The organism is Sulfurovum sp. (genome assembly GCF_041562805.1).
Taxonomy (GTDB): Bacteria; Campylobacterota; Campylobacteria; order Campylobacterales; family Sulfurovaceae; genus Sulfurovum.
In genome coordinates, this window is the sequence record NZ_JBFFOH010000266.1 from 1 (window position 1) to 2,092 (window position 2,092).

A 2,092-nucleotide genomic window follows, 5' to 3' on the forward strand; every position below is an offset into this window, starting at 1 on the left:
AGTAGAGGGCTTATGGAGATCGTTGAAAAAAATGGTAGTGAAAAAATAGCTAAGTTATTGACACAAATCTGACACAATTATTGAGTATTATTTTTTATATTTAAAGTAAAAGGGTTTGTCGTGAAAAAGTTTATGATGTTGATACTATCGGGAGTATCTGTTGTGTTATTAAGTGGTTGTGGAGGTGGAAGTGATGATGGACCAATACCCGAAACATATTTTATTACAGATAGTTCTGGTGATGGTGTTAGTGAAATAATTTATCATTGTGACAGCGGTTTAAGTGGTATAACAAACTTTGAAGGTGCGTTTACGTTTGATTTAAGAGGAGATAATTGTAATTTTGATTTTCTAACAAACAGTATTGTTGATGATTTATATATTGAATATGATAATAATCCATTGACAGATGCAGGTATTGATGGTATAGAGTTTGAATGTGTTGAAGATGGTTTCCTCGTTAAGACAGGTGAGACCAGATATGATTCATTATTTGAAATTCATGGATATATTGATGATGTTACTACTTATGATGGATGTACACTATTTGATATATATTAAGAATAAACATACCCATATATAGTATTAAATTTGTTAATTTCTTCCACTCATAAAGAAGTGGAAGAGGAATAAAATTAAACAAAATATCCCCTTTACCTTCAAATAACCACATTTTAGATAAAATATCACTAATTTTTATAACACAATTTTAGGATCATTTTATCATGGATATCAGAAAAGAATTTCTAGACTTTTTTCAAAGTAAAGGGCATCAGCTCATACCATCTTCGCCACTTGTACCAGACGACGCAACACTTATTTTTACCAATGCTGGTATGGTACAGTTTAAGAATATCTTTACAGGTGAAGCACCTATCCCTGCAACACCTCGTGCTACTTCTTCCCAAACCTGTTTAAGAGCAGGTGGAAAACACAATGATCTTGACAATGTAGGTTACACTGCACGTCACCATACACTTTTTGAAATGTTGGGAAATTTCTCTTTTGCTGATTATTTTAAAGAAGAAGCCATTGCTTATGCGTGGGAGTTTATCACAGACGAGAAGTATTTGAATCTTCCTGTAGATAAACTGTGGGTAACGGTACATGACAGTGATGATGAAGCTGAAGAGATGTGGAAAAAGCATATAGCCGCTGATCGTATCCTTCGTTTTGGTGATGCAGACAACTTTTGGCAGATGGGTGATACGGGTCCATGTGGCCCTTGTTCTGAGATCTTCTATGACCAGGGTGAAGAAAACTTTGGCGGTCCGGAAGACAAAATGGGTGGAGAGGGTGATAGATTTTTAGAGATCTGGAACCTGGTATTTATGCAGTACTTCCGTGATGAAAATGGCACACTCAACCCACTGCCTAAACCTAGTATTGATACAGGTATGGGTCTTGAGAGAGTAGTGGCTATTAAAGAGGGTAAGTTAAACAACTACCATTCGTCACTTTTCATGCCTTTCCTGGACAAAATAGGTGAACTTGTAGGTACTCCTTATGACTTTGATGCAGCGAATTCTGCTTCTTACCGTGTGATCGCTGATCACTTACGTTCATGTTCTTTCTTGCTTGCTCAGGGTGTGAACTTTGACAAAGAGGGACGTGGGTATGTGCTTCGTCGTATTATGCGTCGTGCCATTCGTCACGGGTACTTACTGGGGTTACGTGAACCGTTTATGTATAAACTGGTTGATACACTGATTAATCTAATGGGTGAGCAATATGACTATCTTACAAGTAGAGCTGAAGCGATCAAAGCAGCTATGAAGATGGAAGAAGAGCGTTTCTTTGATACGATCGAAGCGGGGATCAAACTTTTTAATGAAGAATTGGAGAATACTTCTGACGTATTCAATGGTGAAGTTGCATTTAAACTCTATGATACGTATGGTTTCCCGCTTGACCTTACAGAAGATATGCTACGTGAGAAAAATATTAAACTTGATATCGATGCATTTGATGCGAAGATGGAAGCGCAAAAAGCGCAATCTAAAGCGAATTGGAAAGGTACAGGTGACGCTGCAGAAACAGGTGACTTTAAAGCACTTAAAGAGCAGTTTGATGTCAATGAATTTGTAGGTTA

2 protein-coding genes are annotated in these 2,092 nt (G+C 37.1%); both read left to right on the forward strand.

What is annotated here, in order from left to right; translation table 11 throughout:
- Positions 1-120 precede the first annotated feature (120 nt).
- Positions 121-561: a hypothetical protein gene (locus ABYK33_RS15575; RefSeq protein WP_373034238.1), complete on the forward strand. Its 441-nt coding sequence runs from the start codon at positions 121-123 to the stop codon at positions 559-561.
- 164 nt (positions 562-725) lie between these two features.
- On the forward strand, positions 726-2,092 hold a 1,367-nt coding region (gene alaS, locus ABYK33_RS15580), incomplete at its 3' end, for an alanine--tRNA ligase (RefSeq protein ID WP_373034239.1).